General features: G+C 68.1%; 17 protein-coding genes. 11 read left to right on the top strand and 6 right to left on the bottom strand.

Going from position 1 to position 17,722, the window contains the following annotated elements:
• The first annotated feature begins 14 nt into the window (after positions 1-14).
• From HAV22_RS16185 to HAV22_RS16140, 10 genes are all read left to right on the top strand, one after another.
• Positions 15-1,460, top strand: coding sequence for a type II and III secretion system protein family protein (locus tag HAV22_RS16185; RefSeq protein ID WP_371869662.1), 1,446 nt, complete (start codon positions 15-17; stop codon positions 1,458-1,460).
• Positions 1,457-1,750 (top strand): hypothetical protein, encoded by a 294-nt coding sequence (locus tag HAV22_RS16180; protein WP_166860287.1) that lies wholly within the window; start codon positions 1,457-1,459, stop codon positions 1,748-1,750. Before HAV22_RS16185 ends, HAV22_RS16180 begins: the two co-directional genes overlap by 4 nt.
• Positions 1,751-1,874: 124 nt before the next feature.
• On the top strand, positions 1,875-2,081 hold the full coding sequence (locus HAV22_RS16175) for a Flp family type IVb pilin (protein ID WP_166860285.1): 207 nt from the start codon (positions 1,875-1,877) through the stop codon (positions 2,079-2,081).
• Between the two features lie 74 nt (positions 2,082-2,155).
• Positions 2,156-3,370 carry a pilus assembly protein TadG-related protein gene (locus tag HAV22_RS16170; protein WP_166860283.1) on the top strand — a complete coding sequence of 405 codons (1,215 nt, stop codon included), beginning with the start codon at positions 2,156-2,158 and terminating at the stop codon, positions 3,368-3,370.
• A 10-nt stretch (positions 3,371-3,380) separates the two neighbouring features.
• A complete protein-coding gene (locus HAV22_RS16165; protein ID WP_166860281.1) occupies positions 3,381-3,806 on the top strand; it encodes a TadE/TadG family type IV pilus assembly protein in 426 nt (141 codons plus the stop codon).
• Positions 3,803-4,222, top strand: coding sequence for a TadE/TadG family type IV pilus assembly protein (locus HAV22_RS16160; RefSeq protein WP_166860280.1), 420 nt, complete (start codon positions 3,803-3,805; stop codon positions 4,220-4,222). The genes HAV22_RS16165 and HAV22_RS16160 overlap by 4 nt, the downstream gene beginning before the upstream one ends.
• Before the next feature lie 17 nt (positions 4,223-4,239).
• A complete protein-coding gene (locus tag HAV22_RS16155; RefSeq protein ID WP_166860278.1) occupies positions 4,240-5,388 on the top strand; it encodes a CpaE/TadZ family protein in 1,149 nt (382 codons plus the stop codon).
• Positions 5,389-5,408: 20 nt separating this feature from the next.
• Positions 5,409-6,761: a TadA family conjugal transfer-associated ATPase gene (locus tag HAV22_RS16150; RefSeq protein WP_166860276.1), complete on the top strand. Its 1,353-nt coding sequence runs from the start codon at positions 5,409-5,411 to the stop codon at positions 6,759-6,761.
• Positions 6,762-6,771: 10 nt separating this feature from the next.
• Entirely contained in the window at positions 6,772-7,761 is a 990-nt protein-coding gene (locus HAV22_RS16145; RefSeq protein ID WP_166860274.1) for a type II secretion system F family protein, read from the top strand.
• Positions 7,762-7,772: 11 nt separating this feature from the next.
• Positions 7,773-8,678 carry a type II secretion system F family protein gene (locus HAV22_RS16140; RefSeq protein WP_166860272.1) on the top strand — a complete coding sequence of 302 codons (906 nt, stop codon included), beginning with the start codon at positions 7,773-7,775 and terminating at the stop codon, positions 8,676-8,678.
• Positions 8,679-8,694: 16 nt separating this feature from the next.
• On the opposite strand, the gene HAV22_RS16135 is transcribed toward HAV22_RS16140, so the two are convergent.
• On the bottom strand, positions 8,695-9,396 hold the full coding sequence (locus HAV22_RS16135; RefSeq protein WP_229421269.1) for a response regulator transcription factor: 702 nt from the start codon (positions 9,394-9,396) through the stop codon (positions 8,695-8,697).
• Between the two features lie 317 nt (positions 9,397-9,713).
• Between HAV22_RS16135 and HAV22_RS16130 the strand changes: the two genes are divergently transcribed.
• Entirely contained in the window at positions 9,714-11,918 is a 2,205-nt protein-coding gene (locus HAV22_RS16130; RefSeq protein WP_166860270.1) for a hybrid sensor histidine kinase/response regulator, read from the top strand.
• Positions 11,919-11,936: 18 nt separating this feature from the next.
• Here HAV22_RS16130 and HAV22_RS16125 read toward each other — a convergent pair whose 3' ends face one another.
• From HAV22_RS16125 to HAV22_RS16105, 5 genes are all read right to left on the bottom strand, one after another.
• Positions 11,937-12,299: a hypothetical protein gene (locus HAV22_RS16125; RefSeq protein ID WP_166860268.1), complete on the bottom strand. Its 363-nt coding sequence runs from the start codon at positions 12,297-12,299 to the stop codon at positions 11,937-11,939.
• Between the two features lie 16 nt (positions 12,300-12,315).
• On the bottom strand, positions 12,316-13,503 hold the full coding sequence (pncB, locus tag HAV22_RS16120; protein ID WP_166860266.1) for a nicotinate phosphoribosyltransferase: 1,188 nt from the start codon (positions 13,501-13,503) through the stop codon (positions 12,316-12,318).
• A gap of 80 nt (positions 13,504-13,583) precedes the next feature.
• Positions 13,584-14,102, bottom strand: coding sequence for an SET domain-containing protein (locus HAV22_RS16115; protein WP_166860264.1), 519 nt, complete (start codon positions 14,100-14,102; stop codon positions 13,584-13,586).
• A gap of 168 nt (positions 14,103-14,270) precedes the next feature.
• Positions 14,271-15,944: an AMP-binding protein gene (locus HAV22_RS16110; RefSeq protein WP_166860263.1), complete on the bottom strand. Its 1,674-nt coding sequence runs from the start codon at positions 15,942-15,944 to the stop codon at positions 14,271-14,273.
• Between the two features lie 83 nt (positions 15,945-16,027).
• A complete protein-coding gene (locus tag HAV22_RS16105; RefSeq protein WP_166860261.1) occupies positions 16,028-17,722 on the bottom strand; it encodes a 4Fe-4S binding protein in 1,695 nt (564 codons plus the stop codon).

Genomic DNA, 17,722 nt, shown 5'->3' with positions numbered 1-17,722 from the left:
GACTGGAGTCAATCGTGCGCCATACCGTCCTCACCACGCTCGCCGCCGCCGCGCTGTGCTGCGCCAACGCCGCCGCCTCGGGAACAACGTCCGCAGCAACCGCCCGGCACGCCGCCGCGCTGCGCCAGTGCACCGCCACGCAGGTCGAAAAGCCGTCGTATGTCACGCTCGGCAAGTCGACCGTCGTGATGCTGCCCTATGCCGTCATCCGCATGGCCGTCGGCGGCGCCCAGCCCGGCCAGCGCGCCGCCGTGGCGCAGCCGACCGGACCCACGCTGCCCGGCATGCCGCAGGCCGCCATGCCCGCCCCGGTGCCGGAACAAGATGGCGTGTCGGAAGTGCGCATCACGCTGCTGGCGCCGACGGAGCTGTTCGTCCTCGGCCGCAAGACGGGCGCCATGAACGTGATCCTGCAGGATGCCGAAGGCCGCTGCCACCTGAAGGACATCGTCGTGACCGTCGATCCGGAAGCGCTGCAGTCGCTGCTGGCCGACCTGGTGCCGGACGAACGCGGCATCCGCGTGAAGGCCGCCGAAAACAGCCTCGTGCTGACGGGCGAAGTCAGCGACCCGGCGGTCCTCGACCAGGTGCTGTCGCTGGCCGCGTCCTACGGCGACGGCAAGAAGGTCGTGAACCTGCTGCACGTCGCGGGTGCCCAGCAGGTCATGCTCGAGGTGAAGATTGCGGAAGTCAGCAAGACGCTGCTCGACAAGCTGGGTTCCAGCGTCGGCCTCGCCCGCAGCCGCAACGGCGGCACGGACACGTTCTCGCTGCTCTCGAACTTCCTCAGCGAAGGCGGCGCCTTCGCCCAGGCGATGCGGCTCGGCCGCACGACGCTGCAAGTCGACGGCCAGAAGGACGACGGCCTCGTGCGGGTGCTCGCCGAACCCAACATCATGGCCGTCAGCGGGCAGCAGGCCAGCTTCCTGTCAGGCGGCAAGATCTTCATCCCGGTGGCACGCGATCCCAGTGTCGGCGGCTTGACGACGATCACGCTGGAAGAGAAGGAATTCGGCATCGGCATCAAGTTCACGCCGACGGTGCTGGGCGGCTCGCGTGTCAACCTCAAGATGGTGTCCGAAGTGTCCGACCTCGCGCAGACGGGCAATCCGTTCGTGTCGGTCAACGGCGTCACCTCGGTGCTGCCCTCGTTCACCGTGCGGCGCGCCGACACGACGGTGCAGCTGAACGACGGCCAGAGCTACGTGATCGCGGGGCTCATCAAGAACAACACGACGGAGACGATCAAGCGCTTCCCCGGCCTGGGCGAGATCCCCGTGCTCGGCGCGCTGTTCCGCAGCAGCGAATTCCAGAAGGACCAGACGGAGCTGATGTTCGTCGTCACGCCCCGCCTCGTCAAGCCGCTGGCCACCGCGCCGCGCCTGCCCACCGACAACCACGTGCCGCCGGCACGGGCCGAGGTGTACCTCAACGGCAGCCTCGAAAGGAGCACCAAATGAAAACGATCACCGTATGCGCGCTGGCGCTGCTGGCCGGCGGTTGCGCGGAGACCCCGACCCCGCACTACGACATGCAGCTGGGTGCGGCCGTGCGCGCGGCCAGGCTCGCGATGACGATCGATCCCGCCGCGGGCAGCCGCCCCGACGAGGTCAAGGGCATCGACGGCCGCGCCGCGAAGGAAGCGATCAAGCGCTACCAGGATTCGTTCAAGGAACCGCCGCCGGTCGTGAACGTGGTCAACATCGGCGGCGCGATCGGCGGCGGGAACGGCGGCTCCGGCGGCCGTTGAAGCCCACACCGCGCCGAATGCGGAGCGCAGTCGGCTCCGATATGAAGTAGTAGCAGAGGCAGCACCGGGCCGGCATCGGTCGGCCCATGATTTTCCACTAACCAGTCATTGAAAGGACTTTGAAATGGACATCCTGAACTCCATGAAAACCCTGGCCACCGACTTTGTCCGCGAGGAAGAGGGATCGCAAGTCGTCGAATACGGACTCATCATCGCCCTCGTGTCGATCGCGCTGGCGCTCGGCCTCGCCAAGATCGCCGGCTCCTCACCGTTCTCGGCACTGGCGACGCGGATCGCGACTTGCCTGAGTGGCAGCGGCACCTGCACCTGAACCGGGCCGCGGTGGGCGGCGCCGCTGTCCGGAACCGCCCAACCCTCGCTTGTCACGAGCACGAAAGGACGATCATGCGGTTCCTGATCAAACAAAGGAGACACGAAGCGGGCGCGGTCATCGTCACCGTCGCGCTCCTGCTGTTCCTGCTGCTCGGCTTCATGGGACTGGCGCTCGATCTCGGACATCTCTTCATCGTCCGGACGGAACTGCAAACGTCGATGGACGCGTGCGCCCTCGCCGCCGCGCAGGAATTGAACGGCCAGCCCGATACGCTGACACGGGCCACCAATGCCGGCATCGCGGCCGGCAACGTGAACCGGGTCGACCTGCAGTCCGCCACCTGGAGCGGCAAGGGTCAGGTGACGGCCGCCGACATCACGTTCCGCGACCAGAACCACGACGTCGGCGCCACCAGTGCGACGGCGCGCTACGTGCGCTGCAACCACATCCAGCACGACACGACGACAAACCTCGTCCACATGGCCGGCCTGCTGGTCGGCTCCCCGGCATTTGCCGCGAAGATGGACGTCGCCGCCCTGGCGGAAGCGACGACCGCGCCGGCGCAGTCGACCTGCCCCATGCCCCTCGCACTGAAACCGAAGACGGGCGGGACCGCTCCCAATTTCGGCTTCGTCAAGGGCGAATGGGTCACGCTGTTGAGCAAGACCTCCGCGTCGGCCGGGCAGATCGGCTGGGCGAACCTGGACGGCAGTACCAGCGCCTCCGAAACGGAAGCCGAACTGAAAGGCTATTGCGGCACCAAGGTGGGCAGCAAACTGGGCACGCCTGGCGTGCAGGGCACGGTCGCCGACACGTGGAATGCGCGCTTCGGCATCTACAAGAACAACAGCGGACCGGCCGTCGCGAGCCCCGATTTCACCGGATTCGTGTACACCAAAGCCGGCACGTGGCAAACCGGGAGCAATGCCTACGGCGATTTCGTCAACAAGCGCCAGGCGTTCGCCAACTGCGCCAGCTCGGTCGGTGCCTGCGAGACCGCGACCGGATTGAAACTCAACCAGTTCACGACGGTGGCCACGGGCGGGGCGAACGGCGACCTGAAGAAATACGGCACCAACCGGCGCCTCGTCGTGGTGCCGGTCGTCGACGGCGGCTACAACGTGATCAACTTCGCCTGCATGCTCATGCTACAGCCCATTCCTTCGCCCTTTGACGACGTGCAGCTGGAGTTCCTGGGCAACGCCTCGGATGCGGCCAGTCCCTGTACCGCCAACGGTCTCCCGGGTGGCCTCGCGGGGCCGCTCGTTCCCGTCCTCGTCCGTTAAGGAGTTCGTCATGAAGCACCAGAAAGGCATTGCTCTGGTCGAGTTCGCCCTGATCCTGCCGATGTTCGTCATGCTGCTGTTCCTGACGACGGAATTCGGCCGCGCCTACTACCAGTACGATACGATCACGAAATCCGTCCGTCAGGCCGCGCGCTACCTGTCGGTGCGCGCCCAGGGCAAGGACATCGCCAACGCGAAGAACATCATCGTCTACGGGAACCCGACCGGTACCGGCTCGCCGCTCGTTCCCGGACTGACGCTGTCCAACGTACCCGATCCCGTCTGGAACACGGCGGGCAGCTACCCAGTCATGAACACCGTCACCGTCAGCGTCACCGGATTCACGTTCGTGCCGCTGGCCGGGAACGTGTTCGGCATGAGTCTCAACAACATTGTCTTCGGCACGATCCAGGCCACGATGCGGAGCCCGTCATGAATACCAGGCAAAGGGGCTCGACCAGCGTCGAATTCGCCCTCGTCTTCCTCCTGCTCCTTGGCTTCCTGCTGGGCATCCTCGACTTTGCGCGCCTGCTGTACACGTGGAACGCCGCCAACGAGACCGCCCGCGCCGGCGCACGGTACGCGGTCGTGTGCGCGGATCCGACCAACAAGGCACGGATCCTCGCGACGATGCAGGGATTGATGCCGCAGATCTCCGACATCGACGTCGCCTGGCAGCCGGCAAACTGCGATGCGACCAACTGCGAATCCGTCACCGTCTCGATCACGGGCCTGCAATTCCGCTGGATCGCTCCCATCCCGAGCCTGCTGGCCACCCCCCTGGTCATGCTTCCCGGATTCTCGACCTACCTCCCGCGCGAGATGATGACCTACAACCCCCTGATCTGCTAGCCCATCGAGAGGACACCATGAAAATCGTAATCGTTTCCGAGGACAAGGCCTTCCTCAAGCTGGCGGCCTCGATCCTGGCCGTGACCGGCCACGACCTCATGAGCACGGCGGGCAACGCGGCCGAGCTGCGCACGCTCGCCAAGGCGCTGGCGCCGGACGTGCTGCTGCTGGACGGCCGCAACGAAGAGGCGCTCGACTTCGCACAGATCGAGCGCACGACCATGCAATGCCCCGGGGTGGCGGTGCTGCTGCTGTCCACCGCGCGTGCGCCCGGCTTCCTGATCGACGCCATGCGTGCCGGCGTGCGGGAGGTGCTGCCGTCCGCGCATCCCGGCGAGCTGCTGGCGGCTGTCGAACGCGCGGCGGCGAAGCTGTCGGCCGTGCGCACGGCCAACCACGGCAAGATCCACGCCTTCATCGGCACGAGCGGCGGCAGCGGCACGACGTTTCTCGCGACGAACTTCGGCTACCAGCTGGCGCAGACCCACAAGGTGCTGCTGATCGACCTGAACCTGCAGTTCGGCGACGCGCTCAGCTTCCTGCAGGACACCCGCGCGGCGAGCACGATCACGGACCTGACGCGCGACATCAAGCGTCTCGACGCGCCCCTGCTCCACGCAACCACCATCAAGGTCACGCCCACCTACGGCATCCTCGCGGCGCCGGAAGAGCCGGGCCAGGCCGCGGACATCCGCCCCGAGCACGTGGACGCCATCCTCAAGCTGGCCGTCACGCAGTACGACTTCGTGCTGCTCGACCTGCCGCGCGTCGTCGACGCCATGCTGATGACGGCGCTGGACCAGGCCGCGTCGATTTTCCTCGTGCTGCAGGCCAGCGTGCCGCACCTGCGCAATGCCGACAAGCTGATGTCCGTGTTCCGCTCGCTCGACTACCCGAAGGACAAGATCGAGCTGCTGCTGAACCGCTACGACAAGCGCGACGACATCACGCTCGACAAGATCCGGCACACGCTGGGCGCGCACGAGATCCACATGATCGCGAACGGCTGGCGCCAGGTGAGCACGGCAATCAACCACGGCGTGCCGCTCGTGCAGGTGGAGCGCAAGCACGGCGTGATCCGCGGGCTGTCGGAACTGGGCGGCGCGATGGCGCCCTCGGCCGAGCCGCCTGCTGGCCTGTTCGACCGCCTGTTCCGGCGCGCCTGACCCGACCGACGGAGGATGCCATGTCCCTGCGCGAAAAACTCAGCATGCCCGCCGCCGCGGATGCCGGCAAGGCCGGCGCCCAGCAGGCGATCCTGCGCGACGCCTACAAACAACTGAAGGAGCAGATGCACCTGAAGCTGCTCGACCGGTTCGACCTCACGGTACTGGAAACCCTGCCGGCCGACCGCCTGCGCCAGGAGATCGCCACCGCGATCGACGGCATGCTGCTGGACGAGGACACGCCCGTCAGCGGCATCGAACGGCGCATGCTCGTGCGCGACATCCAGCACGAGATGCTGGGCTTCGGACCGCTCGAACTGCTGATGGCCGATCCGGCCGTCTCCGACATCCTCGTCAACGCGTGGGACAAGATCTACGTCGAACGCCACGGCAAGCTGGAACTGTCCGACGTCACGTTCACGGACGACCGCCACCTGATGCGCATCATCGACAAGATCGTGTCGCTCGTCGGCCGCCGCATCGACGAATCGAGCCCGATGGTCGACGCGCGCCTGCCCGACGGCTCGCGCGTCAACGCAGTGATCCCGCCGGTCGCGCTGGACGGCCCGATGATGTCGATCCGCCGTTTCGCGCACATCCCGCTCAAGATGACGAACCTGGTGGACGAGCTGCACAGCCTCACGCCGGACATGGCCGACATGCTCGAGGGCCTGAGCCGCGCGAAGGTCAACATGATGATCTCGGGCGGCACGGGCGCCGGCAAGACGACCTTGCTGAACATCCTGTCCGGCTACATCCCCGAGGTCGAGCGCCTCGTGACAATCGAGGACGCCGCCGAGCTGCAGCTGCAGCAGCCGCACGTCGTGCGCCTGGAAACGCGGCCGCCGAACATCGAGGGCAAGGGCGAGGTCACGGCGCGCGCCCTCGTCAAGAACGCCCTGCGGATGCGCCCGGACCGCATCATCATCGGCGAGGTGCGCGGCGCCGAGGCGGTCGACATGCTGCAGGCCATGAACACGGGCCACGAAGGCTCGCTGACGACGATCCACGCGAACACGCCGCGCGATGCGCTGTCGCGGCTGGAAAACATGATCGGCATGGCCAACCTGAACCTGCCGCACAAGGCGGCGCGCCAGCAGATCGCGTCCGCCATCACGGTCGTCATCCAGGCGCTGCGCCTGCCGGACGGCCGGCGCAAGGTCACGAGCATCCAGGAGATCACGGGCATGGAAGGCGACGTGATCACGATGCAGGAAATCTTCGCTTACCACCAGACGGGCGTCGACTGCGACGGCCGCATCATCGGCCATTTCCAGGCGACGGGCGTGCGTCCCCGCGTCGCCGAGCGGCTGCGTGCATTCGGCATCCACCTGCCCGACCACATGTTCGATCCGTCCCGCCGCCTTGCCTGAGGAGAGCGTCATGTCAGAGAACCCGTCCGGCCAAGGCTTGTTCGTGATCCTGCTGCTAGTGTTCGTATCCGTCGTCCTGTTCGTCGAGGGCGCGTGGCTGCTGTACCGCGCGCGCCGCGGGCCGGAGGCGATGCGGCTGCAGCGGCGCCTCGACCAGCTCCAGCACACGACCGCCAGCCCGGCCCGCCGCCCGCTGCTGAAGCGGGGCCGCCTGTCGGAGCTGTCGTTCGTGGCCCGCATCCTGAGCGGCGTCGTCGTGGCGTCGACCCTGCACAACCTGCTCGGCCAGGCCGGCCTGCACTGGACCGTCGCACGCCTCCTGCTGCTCAGCGCTGCGGCCGGTGCCGCCGGGCTGGTGGTGGGCACTGTGGGGGCGCAGCCGCTGTACTTCTGCCTCATCCTCGCGGCCCTGCTGGCCGCCCTGCCCTGGGGCTACGTGGCGACGAAACGCCGGCGCCGGCTGCGCCGGCTCGATCAGCAGTTGCCGGAAGCGCTGGACCTCATCACGCGCGCCGTGCGCGCCGGCCACTCGCTGCCGCTGGGCATCCAGATGCTGGCCGATGAAATGCCGGAGCCGATCGCCGCCGAGTTCCGGCTCGTGCACGAGCAGGTCAGCTTCGGCGTCTCGCTCCAGCAGGCACTGGCGGGGCTGTGCGCGCGCGTGCCGCTGACGGACTACCGGTATTTCGCGGTGGCCGTCCTGATCCAGCGGCAGTCGGGCGGCAACCTGGCGGAAGTGATCGGCAACCTGAGCAAGCTGATTCGCGAACGCCTGAAACTGCTCGCGCGCGTGCGGGTCCTGTCGGCGGAAGGCCGGATGTCCGCCTGGACGCTGGCCTTGCTGCCCTTCCTGCTGGGCGCCCTGCTGTACTGGATCAATCCCGATTTCATGCGACCGCTATGGGTCGACCCCATCGGCGTCAGCATCCTGCGTACCCTGCTGTGCATGATGGTGTTCGGCATCATCGTCCTGAGCCGCATCACCCGTATCCGTGTCTGAAGGAGAACGCCATGTTACTGCCCATCGTCGTGTTCCTTGCCGTTACCTTCGGCTGTGTCGGCCTGTACCTGTGGCTGGTTCCCGACCGCACCGGCCGGCGCCTGCACGCGCTGGCCCCCGCCAGCCCGGCCGCGCCGGCCTGGCGCGAGCGGATCGCCAATGCCGTGACGCCGTTCGCCAGGTTGTCGACGCCCGCCGGCAACTGGGACACGTCGCCGATCCGCATCAAGTTCATGAACGCCGGGATCCGCCATCCGAAGGCGCCGCACGTGTTCTTCGGCCTGAAGACGCTGCTGCCGGCGCTGGTCGGCGTGCCCACGTACCTGGCCCTGCGCGTGTCGCACGAGGCGACGGGCATGACCCTGCTGCTGTGGGTCGTCGCCGCGGCGACCGCCGGCTGCTACCTGCCGAACATCGCGCTGGCGCTGGCCGCGCGCGCGCGCAGGCGCGACATTTTCGACGGCTTCCCCGACGCCGCCGACCTGCTGCTCGTGTGCGTCGAGGCGGGGCTGGGCATGGACACGGCGCTGACACGCGTGGCCGAGGAAATGCAGGCCAGGAGCCCGGCCCTGGCCGAAGAACTCCAGCTGACGAACCTCGAGATGCGTGCCGGCGGCACGCGCGAAACGTCACTGCGCAACCTGGCGCTGCGCACGGGCGTCGAGGAATTGACGTCGTTCGCGACGATGCTGAGCCAGGCGGACCGGTTCGGTGTCAGCATCGGCGATTCACTGCGGGTGTTTTCCGACGATTTGCGCCACAAACGCCAAACCCGGGCGGAAGAAAAGGCCGCCAAAATACCGACCAAGGTGCTATTCCCGCTCGTCCTGTTCATTTTCCCGTCGATTATCATGGTCGTGCTCGGGCCGGCCATCATTCAGATAATCCGGACAATCGCCCCGCTGCTCCTCCATTAATCAGAAACGACGCGCTTCACGCTATTTCGGCAGTATTTGTTACCAAATGGCTCTGCGCGTACACATATAAATCCAGCCGATTACTCAAGCCGAGTTTCTGATAAATCGATGATAGATGATTCCGCAATGTGGATTCGGAAATGAACAGGATTTTCGCCAGGTCCCGATTCGTCCGCACCTTGTTGGTCACCACGGCCTGCAGGACGCGCCGCTCGCGGGGCGTCAGCGCATCGAGGCCGTCGTGGTGCGCATGCCCCCGCACCGACTCGCCGCCGCGCAAGGCGTTGAGCGCGAGACAGGTCGCTTCGCGCCCGAACCACAGCTCGCCCTGATGCGTCTTCTCGATGGCCTTGACGATCTCGTCGGCGCTGGAGCTGCGGCTCAGCAGGCCGTGCGCACCGCAGCGCAGCGCCGACGCCAGCGTGTCCGCCCCCACCTCTTCCGCGAACAGCAGCGTGTGGCGCCCGCACGTCAGCACCTCGGGGAGGGTAGTCTGGTGGGCCGTGACCGCGAGCTCGTACTTCATCAGCACGAGGTCCGGTGCCACCGCAGGCAGCTGGAGCAACGCATCGGATTGCGTGCCCGCAACGCCCACCACTTCCATGCCCGGCCGATGGCTATTGATCAGTTTGGTCAAAGCCCACAGGATCAACTGGTGGGTTTCCACCACCATGACGCGAATGGGCGTCTCCGATATCGACAGTCGTTGTGGCGTCATATTTCATTCCTGAAATATAAATAAACCCGCATTCCCATAAGGCGCGCCGGTGCTCGTATTGCAATGACGGACCCGCATTCCGCGTGTTATTTATCGATGTGCTAGGTAAATATAATATCGCCAGTTGTTGCGATTCGAACGCCTCCAATGATTTTCAGGTGAAATATTTTGTGATAATCCATGGATGTTGCGGCTTCCAGACATCGGCTTTCCGCGAATGGTTAATTACCGAATCGACGCCATTTCACGAATGCATGAGCGAATGTCCGCCGCGTCGGTTTGGACTTATAATCGGCCTTTTCTCGAATCCCGATTCCATGCTCGCCCAACGCGGCCCATCGCTATCCCTGCGTCACCTCCTGGTCCTGCTGACGGCAACCGGCCTGCTCCCCCTGGCCGCGCTGGGCGCCTGGAGCGTGCACCTCGCCGCCGAATACCATCAGAGCGAACAGGAGCGTGCGCTGCTGGACCTGGCGCGCGCACTGTCGAGCGCCGTCGACGCGGAACTGGACGGCACCGTCGCCACCCTCGCCAGCATGGCGCGCACGCCGGCGCTCGAGGCGGGTGACCTGGCCGCCTTCTATCCCATTGCCCGCGACCAGGCCAGGGCGCAGGCCGAATGGCTGGGCGTGACGTTGGCCGGCAGCGACGGCCGCATGCTGTTCCGCACGACGGCACCGTACGGCGCGGCACCGCAGCCGATCGCCGATCCGTCCAGCCTGCGCCTCGCGCTCGTGCTGCGCCGCCCCGTGATCGGCCACGTGGCGCGCGGCCAGGGCGGACGCGCCGCCGTGCCCGTGCGCTATCCCGTGACCGACGTGCACGGCCGGCCGTACGTGCTGACGGCGATCGTCCAGCCCGACCGCATCATGCGCGTCGTCACGCGCCAGCAGGTGCCGCCCGGGTCCGTGATCACGGTGCTGGACGGCGATGGCGCCATCGTCGCCCGCTCGAAGGGCGGACTGGAGCTCATCGGCACCGTGCCCAGCCCGTCGCTCGCGCGCCTGATCCGGCTGAACGGCCCGGAAGGCACGGGCCAGACACAGTCGATCGAAGGCGCGTCGCTGGCATCGGCCTACACGCGGCTGTCGCGCTACGGCTGGACGGTCGCCGTCGGCGCGCCGCCCGTCGGCTGGGCGGGCGGTCCCACGGAAGGCTTCAAGTGGTACGGCGCGGGCATCGTGCTGTCGCTGGCGCTGAGCATCGGCCTCGCGTCGCTGCTGGCCCGGCGCATCGTGCGCCGGATCGCCGCCGTCGAGGCGGGCGCCGCGGCGCTGGGCGCGGGCACGGAACTGGCCCTGCCCCATTCGCGCATCCGCGAGATCGACGCGATGGGCACCGCGCTGGCGGCGGCCGGCGCGCGCCGCGCCGCCCATGAACAGGAACGGGGCCGGCTGCTCGACTCCCTCGCCGACGCGCTGGCGCGGCGCGAGGACGCGCTGGAACAGGCGCGCCAGGCCGGCCGCGCAAAGGACGAATTCCTCGCCGTGCTGGGGCACGAGCTGCGCAATCCGCTCGCGCCGATCGCCGGCGCGCTCGACCTGATGGACCTGCGCGGCGACACCGCGAGCCTGCGCGAGCGCGGCATCATGCGGCGCCAGGTCGAGCACCTGAAACACCTCGTCGACGACCTGCTCGACGTGTCGCGCATCGCGTCCGGCAAGCTGCGCCTCGACGTGTGTCCCGTCGACCTGGCGGCCGTCGTGCGCCACGCCGTCGCCGCGCTGCCCGGGCAGCCGATCCGCGTGCAGGCACCGGATGCGCTGTGGGTCGACGGCGACGAGCACCGCCTCGTGCAGGTGCTCGGCAACCTGCTGTCGAACGCCGCCCGCTTCGGCAGCACCGATACGCACGTCGCCCTGGACCGCGGGCACGACGCGGCGCTCCTCGTCGTGGCCGACAACGGCATCGGCATGGAAGCCGGCCTGGCGGCGCGCGTGTTCGAGCCGTTCTACCAGGCGCCGCAACCGCTCGTGCGCCACGCCGGCCTGGGCCTGGGCCTCGCCATCGTGCACCGCATCGTCGAGCTGCACGGCGGCCGCGTGCGCGCACACAGCGACGGCCCCGGCCTCGGCAGCCGCTTCGAGATCCTGTTGCCGCTGGGCGCGCCCGCGTGCGCGGCACCGCCCGCCGCCGTGCACGCGGCCGCGCCGGCGCTGCGGGTGCTCGTCGTGGACGACAACGAAGACGCCGCCGCCCTGACGGCCGCCGTCCTGCGCGAGCTGGGGCACGACGTGCGCACGGCGCACACGGCGGCGGCCGGGCTGGACGTGCAGGCCGCATGGCCGCCCGACGCCGCGATCCTCGACATCGGCCTGCCGGACATGGACGGCTACGCGCTGGCCGCCGCGATGCGCCGCGCCGCGGCGGGGCCGCTGCGGCTCGCCGCGCTCACCGGCTACGGCCGCCAGGCGGGTGTGGCAGCGCATGCGCAAGGCGACATCGCCGTGTTCGACCTGCACCTGACCAAGCCGGCCAGCGTGAACGATTTGCGGCGGGCGCTTGGAGCCGCGGACACCTGAGCGGACGCCGGCCCGTTGTTAGTGCTTCTCGTCCGGGGGTGCCTGCGGCGGAAAGCTGCCATACATCGCGGTGCAATCCTTCTCGGTCGGCTGCCCGGCCGCCGCCTGCGCCTTGCGCGCCGCTTCCAGCGCGCGCTGGAACGCCTCGGTCTTCATCAGGCCGGCCGCCCAGGCGCGGGTCGGCTCGTCCCAGCCGCCGACCCAGGAACGGGCCACCGCCTCCTTCAGGTTCGGGTACCGCGTCTCGCACGCCTCGCCGACGGCCTTGACCTGCGCAAGGTAGCGGGTCGCCTGCTCGGACGACATGACGTCGTCGGCCAGCGACGCGCCTGCCGCCACGGCGAGCAAGGCGGCAACGAGGGCACGGTTCGATCTTTTCATCGTCAGGATCCTTGGTCTAGATGCGCTGATCGAACACCTGCCGCAGATACGCGATGAAGGTCTCGTCCGTGGAAAAGCCCTTGCCGGGGCTGTCGGACAGCTTGGCGACGGGCTGGCCGTTGCAGCGCGTGAGCTTCATGACGATGTTCAGCGGCTCGAACTGCGTGTCGTTCGTCAGCTTGGTGCCGATGCCGAAGCCCGTCATCACGCGGTCGGCGAAATGGCGGTACAGCGAGAGCGCCTTCGGTACGGTGAGCGCGTCGGAGAACACGAGGCGCTTCGTGCGCGCGTCGATGCGCAGCTTGGCGTAGTGCGCGAGGGCCTTCTCGCCCCATGCCACCGGGTCGCCGGAATCGTGGCGCAGGCCGTCGAACAGCTTGGCGAAATACAGGTCGAAGTCGCGCAGGAAGGCGTCCATGCCGACGACGTCCGTCAGCGCCGTCCCCAGGTCGCCCCGGTATTCCTGCACCCAGTCTTCCAGCGCCTTTTTCTGGAAATCGCGCAGGCGCACGTCGAACGACTGGAACGCCTGCATGTATTCGTGCGCCATCGTCCCGATCGGCACGAGGTCGAATTTTTTCGCCAGGTACACGTTCGACGTGCCCTTGAAAAATTGCGGCAGCTCGCGCGCGAGCGTGGCCACGACTTCCTCGTGCCAGTCGCCGGAGAAACGCCGGCGCACGCCGAAATCGAAGAACTCGAACGGATTCAGCCGCTTCGGTTCCTGCTCGAACGCCCGGAACTCCGCGATCTTCTGCGCCAGTCGTTCGCGCGCCACGGTCAGCGCGGCCTGCTGGTCGAAGCGGCGGAAGTACAGTTCGTTGACGATGTACAGCACGAATATCTCGAAACCCATCACGTGCGCGATCGGGCCGCTGGCACGGATGCGCAGGTGCGGGCCGTCCGTATCGACGTGGATGAACTTGCGCTGGAAACGGAACAAGGTGAGGAAGTCGGCGAAGTCGCTTTTGATGAAGCGCAGCGACCGCATGTAATCGACGTCCTCCTCGCTGAACATCAGCGTGCACAGATGGTCCAGCTCCCGTTCGACGTCGTCTTTCAGCTCGGCCAGCGGATACGCCGGCGTGTTGCGGCACTTGAACTCGTAATCGCCGGTGGCGTTCGGGTGCATGTGCAGCAGGGCTTGCCACATCGTGAATTTGTAGAGATCGGTTTCGAGCAGGCTGCGGACGACGGGTTTCATGGGCGGGCTGCGGTCACATTGTGAGTGTTGTCGGTATTGTCGGTGCGATCGGCCGGCCCTGCCGGGCCGCGGCGGCTGCCTCAGGCCGGGGCGCCGGCGGCCTTGCGGCTGCGCTTCTTCGGCGCCAGCATCGTGCCAGTGCAGGCCGGCGTACCGCAGCGGCAGGCGAACAGGCGCTTCAGCGCGGGCGTGTGGCGTTCGTCGTAGATCAGCGCATAGTTGTAGTTCAGTTCCTCGCCTGCGTCAATGTCGCGCAACGCGTGGATGTACACGCGGCCGTCGTCTTCGTAGGCTTCGCAGTTGGGTTCGCACGCGTGGTTGATCCAGCGGGCGTCGTTGCCGCGCCGGCCGCCGTCGATCACGTTGCCGTCGGCCAGGCTGAAGTAGAACGTGTGGTTGACGGGGCCACCCCGTTCGGCGGCGCGGCGCGTGGCGTCGTCCCACGTGATGCGCTCGCCGCGGTATTCGATGATGCGCTCGCCGGCCGCGATCGGGCGCAGCGCGAACACGCCCTTGCCGTGCACCGGCGATTCGCGCACTTCGTAGGCGGCGGGGGCCGGCTTGGCGGCCTTGGCGGCTGACGTTGCGGCTGAATTCATGCCGGATTTGCCGGCGGCGGCGCTCCGTGCCTGGCTTGCGGTCTGCTTCGATGTGGACGGTCGGGCTGGCGTGGTCATTGGGTCGACTTCGGTTGGATGGCGAACGGCTATTATTGATCGGATCGGGGCGTGGCCGCCACACGCCACCGATCGCCCGTTGTGTTGCCGTCAGGCCCCGAGGTCCTCCTCGCGGAACTCGAGGTCCGCGCGATCGCCCGCCAGCTCGGCCTTGCGCAGCTCGACGCGGCGGATCTTGCCGGAAATCGTCTTCGGCAGCTCCGTGAACGCGATGCGGCGGATGCGCTGGTAGGGCGCCAGCCGGTCACGCGCGAACGCGAAGATCGCGGCGGCCAGTTCGCGCGTCGGTTCCACGCCCGGGCGCAGCGCGATGAACGCCTTCGGCACGGCGAGGCGGACCGGGTCGGGGCTCGGCACGATCGCGGCTTCCAGGACGTCCGGATGCTCGATCAGCACGCTCTCCAGTTCGAACGGGCTGATGCGGTAGTCGGACGACTTGAACACGTCGTCGTTGCGGCCCACGTAAAAATAATAGCCCTCGTCGTCCACGCGTGCCGTGTCGCCCGTGTGGTAGTAGCCGGCGCGCATCACGTCGGCCGTCTTCGCGTCGTCGCTTTCGTAACACAGCATCAGGCCCAGCGGCGCCGGATCGAGCGCCAGCGCGATCTCCCCTTCCTGCGCGGGCGCGTCGTCGATGTCGAGCAGGGCGACGCGGTAGCCCGGCAGCGGCCGGCCCATCGAGCCCGGCTTGATCGGCTGTCCCGGCGAATTGCCGACCTGGCACGTGGTCTCCGACTGGCCGAACCCGTCGCGGATGCGGATGCCCCACGCGCGCTCGACCTGCTCGATGACTTCCGGGTTCAGCGGCTCGCCCGCGCCCACGAGTTCACGCAGCGGCGGCCGCCATTGCGCGAGGTCTTCCTTGATCATCAGGCGCCACACCGTGGGCGGCGCGCACAGCGACGTGACGCCGCAACGCACGATCGTGTCGAGGCACGCGCGCGCGGAAAAGCGTTCGTAGTTGTACACGAACACGGTGGCGCCCGCATTCCAAGGCGCGAAGAAGCAGCTCCACGCATGCTTCGCCCAGCCGGGCGAGCTGATGTTCCAGTGCACGTCGCCCGCGCGCAGGCCGATCCAGTACATCGTCGAGAGATGCCCGACCGGGTAGCTCTGGTGGCTGTGCAGCACGAGCTTCGGTTTCGCCGTCGTGCCCGACGTGAAGTACAGCAGCAGCGGATCCGTGGCGCGCGTGACGCCGTCCGGCACGAAGCCGTCGTCGGCCGACACGCTGTCCGCATAGTCGCGCCAGCCTGGCGCGGCGCCGCCCACGGCGATGCGCGTGAAGTCGCCGGCCATCTCCGCGAACTTGTGCGTTTCCGATGCCTGCGCGATGACGTGGCGCACGCGGCCCCGCTGCAGGCGGTCCTGCAAATCGTTGCCGGAGACGAGCATCGTCGTGGGCACGAGCACGGCGCCCAGCTTGATCCCCGCCAGCATGGCTTCCCACAGCTCGACGCGGTTCGGCAGCATCAAGAGCACACGGTCGCCGCGCCGCACGCCGGCGTCGCGCAGCCAGTTCGCGACCCGGGCCGAGCGCGCCGCCATGTCGGCGTAGCTGATCTTGTGTTCCGCGCCATCTTCGTCGACGACCCACAGCGCGGGCGTCGCATTGCCTTGCGCCTGCGTGTCGAAGTAATCGAGCGCCCAGTTGAATTCGTCGAGTTCGGGCGAGACGTAGTCGCGGTACGCCGTCGCATAATCGGTGCGGTGCTGCTGGAGGAAGTCGCGCGCGCGGATGAAGCGCTCGTACGGGGATGCCATCGTTCGTCTCCTTTATGTGCGGACGGGCGCCTCGTGAGCGCCCGTCTCCATTCTGCCACGGCCGGGCCGCACGCAGGAAGCGGTCAGCGCCGCCGCAGCTCCTGCGCCTGGGCGATGGTCTGCTCGTCCGTCGGCGTCATCATGTCGATGACGCGGCAGTCGCCGCACATGCGCATGCGGTCGAGATGGCCCGCGAACGCGGGATGGCCGGCGAGGCGCGCCAGCATGCTCTCGACCATGCGCAGGGTGCCGAACGGCTTGTCGCAGCGGATGCAGTGGAATGGCTGCGTCTCGTTCAGCACGACGGGCTCCTTGCGCGTCGCGCGGAACGACAGGCGTGGCACGAGACGGATCGCGTCTTCCGGACAAGTGGTAGCACACAGGCCGCACTGCACGCAGTTCTTTTCGATGAAGCGCAGCTGCGGCGCGTTCTGGCCGTCCTGCAGCGCGGACGCCGGGCACGCGCCGACGCACGCCATGCACAGGCTGCATTTGCCGGGATCGACGGCCAGCGCGCCGAACGGACTGCCGTCCGGCAGCGCAATCTCCTCCACGGGTTGTGGCGCCTCGCGCAGCAGGTGGTCCAGCGCGTAGTCGAGCGTGTTGCGCTTGTCCGCCGCGGCGTTGAAACCGGCGCGACGCGCGGGCACGTCGCCGCGCGGCGCGTGCCGCAGGCCCAGCGCCAGTTCGTCCGCGTTCGTCACACGCAGCAGCTGCACGTGCGGACCCGCATAGCCGAGCCCCGCCATGATCGTCTGCGCGATGGCCATCTGCTCGTCCAGCGCGGCGGCATACTGCGGCGCCTCCGCATCCGTCATCAGCACGGCGACACCGGCCGCGCCCCATGCGAGCGCCGCGAGCCACAGGTCGATGCCCGTCGATGCCGTGTGGTGCACGCCCAGCGGCAGCACGCGCCCAGGCACGGCGCCTTGTGCGTCCAGCGCGTCGAGCAGTGCGGCGCCGTCCGCGCCGTGCACGAGCAGCACGGGATCGCGCCCGCCCGCCTGCGCGTACGCGCCCAGCAGCGCCTTGATGCGCGTGGCCGTGTGCGGCGCGCCCGGATACGCATACGCGAGCGCCCCCGTCGGGCACACGGTCGTGCACGCGCCGCAGCCCGCGCACAGGTACGGGTTCACGGCGATCAGGTCGCCCACGCCCGCGATCGCACCCGCCGAGCAGACCTCCACGCAGGCATTGCAGCCCGTCTTCTTGTTGCGGCCGTGCGCACACAGGCGCGCCTTGTACGCGAAGTACGTCGGCTTTTCGAAGTCGCCGACCATGTTCGCCAGCGCGTCGACGGCCGCCAGCCGTGCGACGGGGTCCGGCCCCGGCGCGTGATAGCCGTGCGGGCGCTGGTGCGTGGCGATCTGCGGACTCGGGCCCAGGTCGAGAACGAGGTCGAAGCGCGCCTGCTGCGGTGCCGTGCCCGGTGCCTGCCACGTCGCGTCGAACGCGCCGAGCCAGCCGGTCAGCACGAGTGCACGCGCGACGAACACGGGGAACAGCCGCGGTGGCTCGGTTGCGGCGTCGGCATCGCCGTCCAGCAGCAGCACGGTCACGGGCAGCAGGGCCGCCAGGCGCTCGGCCCACGGCAGCGCGTCGGCGCGGGGGCCGATGACGAGCGTGCGTCCGGCCGAACGGTAGCCGACGGTGTCCAGCGGCTCGGGCGCCGGCAGCGCCCCCAGTGCGCCCAGCGCCGCATCGCGCGCGGCGCGGTCGCGTTCGTCCTGCATGGGGTCGGGCGGGATGCCCTGCCCTTCGATCATACGGATATTCAT

The organism is Telluria antibiotica (assembly GCF_011682055.1).
Taxonomy (GTDB): domain Bacteria; phylum Pseudomonadota; class Gammaproteobacteria; order Burkholderiales; family Burkholderiaceae_D; genus Telluria; species Telluria antibiotica.
Note: the sequence above shows the minus strand (reverse complement) of the source record. Positions and strands in the feature narration are given on the sequence as shown.